The 2,170-nt window shown below is 35.5% G+C and carries 1 protein-coding gene and 1 pseudogene; both read left to right on the forward strand.

Annotation, left to right across the window (positions count from 1 at the left end):
* Positions 1–318 (forward strand): annotated as a pseudogene (locus tag AB3X49_RS21800) (helix-turn-helix domain-containing protein); the annotation flags it as partial.
* A gap of 168 nt (positions 319–486) precedes the next feature.
* Positions 487–2,100 carry a long-chain fatty acid--CoA ligase gene (locus AB3X49_RS21805; protein WP_002128516.1) on the forward strand — a complete coding sequence of 538 codons (1,614 nt, stop codon included), beginning with the start codon at positions 487–489 and terminating at the stop codon, positions 2,098–2,100.
* Positions 2,101–2,170: the final 70 nt, after the last annotated feature.

Consider the following 2,170-nt stretch of genomic DNA (forward strand, 5'->3'; position numbering starts at 1 on the left):
GATCAAAACTTTCTAAAAGAATTGACAAAAAGATATGAAGTAATTAAGAAGAAGTATGCTGCAGTAATGATCGTTGGATTTTGTTTTATAGCAGCAGGAGCGATACCATTTTTATTTGAGAAAAAGCATATCACTTCAGGAGAATTAGTGCAGTATTATCCGTACTGTGTTGTACTTATTGCTATTGGAGTCTATCTTTTTGTTCGTGTTGTAGGAGTGTGGGAGATGTATCGAATTTTAGTAGAAAATAAGGAATACAGTAATCGTTTTATTTTTAAAATGAAAAAGAAAGTAAGAAAAAAGGTAGATAGTTTATAAAAAATAAAAAACATGTTTCGAATCAATGTATTCAAAACATGTTTTTTATCGTTCTGAATTATTTCCAAAGAAATAATTCAGAAAATACAGAAAAAATATCGTAATTATTTGTAGGAGTCTGTTATAATATACAGAAATGAAAACGCTTTAAAGGGGGATATAACCAATATGATGATGAATGTACCGCTAACAATTAGTTCTATGATGGAAAGAGCAGAAAAACTGTTTTCAAAGAAAGAAATTGTTTCACGGACACATGACACAGTTACGACATTAACGTATAAGCAGTTAGGTGAAAGGACGAGAAGGCTTTCTAGTGCGTTAAAAAAATTAGGAATTAAAGAAGGCGAGCGTATAGGAACGTTAGCGTGGAATCATCATCGACATGTGGAAGCGTATTTTGCTATTCCTGGTATTACTTCCGTTTTACACACAATTAATATTCGTTTATCTCCTCAACATATTTCATACATTATTCAGCACGCAGAAGATCGAATTCTACTTATAGATGAAGATCTCGTACCACTTGTTGAAAATATTCAATCACAATTATCAACTGTACAAGCCTACATTATTATGACTGATAAAGATGAACTTCCCAATACTACGCTAGAACCTGTATATCATTATGAAAAGCTATTAGAAGAAGGCGATCCAACTTTCCAATTTGTAAAAGATATTGATGAAAATACACCTGCTGGTATGTGTTATACGTCAGCGACTACAGGAAACCCAAAAGGTGTTGTATATACGCATCGTAGTACTGTATTGCATTGTATGGCACTCGGTTTAGCGGATACAGCTGCTTTATCGGAAAGTGATGCGGCGATGGCAATTGTACCGATGTTCCATGTGAACGCTTGGGGGCTTCCTTTTGCAGCTACTTGGTTTGGAACTAAACAAGTTCTGCCAGGACCAATGTTTACTCCAAAAATTTTATTAGAGATGATTCAAGCTGAAAAAGTAACGATAGCAGCAGGTGTGCCGACAATTTGGCTCGGTGTATTACAAGAGTTAGAAAATAATAGTTACGATTTATCTAGTATAACGAGAATATTATGCGGTGGTGCAGCTGCACCGAAAAGCGTTATTAAAGCATTTGAGCAAAAATATAATGTTCCTTTCGTACATGCATATGGTATGACTGAAACAAGCCCACTCGTAACACTTGCACGTTTAAAAAGTTATGAAACAGAATTATCATATGAAGAGCAATTAGAAATCCGCTCAAAACAAGGATATCTTGTCCCTGGTGTAGAGATGAAAGTAGTCGGTACAAATGGTGAAGTGAAGTGGGATGGTACTGAGATGGGAGAGTTATGTTTACGAGCACCTTGGATCGCTGAAAGCTATTATAACGATGATCGTACTGTCGAAGGATTCCGAGACGGTTGGTTATATACTGGTGATGTTGTTACAGTTGATGAGGAAGGCTGCGTGAAAATTGTTGATCGTACGAAAGATGTTATTAAAAGCGGGGGAGAATGGATTTCTTCAGTGGATCTTGAAAATGCTTTAATGGCACATGATGCTATATTTGAAGCGGCTGTCGTTGCAATTCCTCATCCGCAGTGGCAAGAACGCCCAGTTGCCTGCGTTGTTCAAAAGAAAAATAGTACGGTTACAAAAGAAGAAATATATGAGTTTTTAAAACCGCAGTTTGCGAAGTGGTGGTTACCAGATGATATTGTATTTATGGAAGAAATACCGAAAACATCTGTTGGGAAGTTTTTAAAACAGGCACTTCGAAAAGAACTTGAGCATTTGCATAAAGAGAAATAATTGAATTTATATTTGTAAACCAATATTAAAAATAAGTTGACAAAAAGCTAGTGAAAAGATAATATAACGC

Source organism: Bacillus sp. C30, from assembly GCF_040838255.1.
Classification (GTDB): domain Bacteria; phylum Bacillota; class Bacilli; order Bacillales; family Bacillaceae_G; genus Bacillus_A; species Bacillus_A mycoides.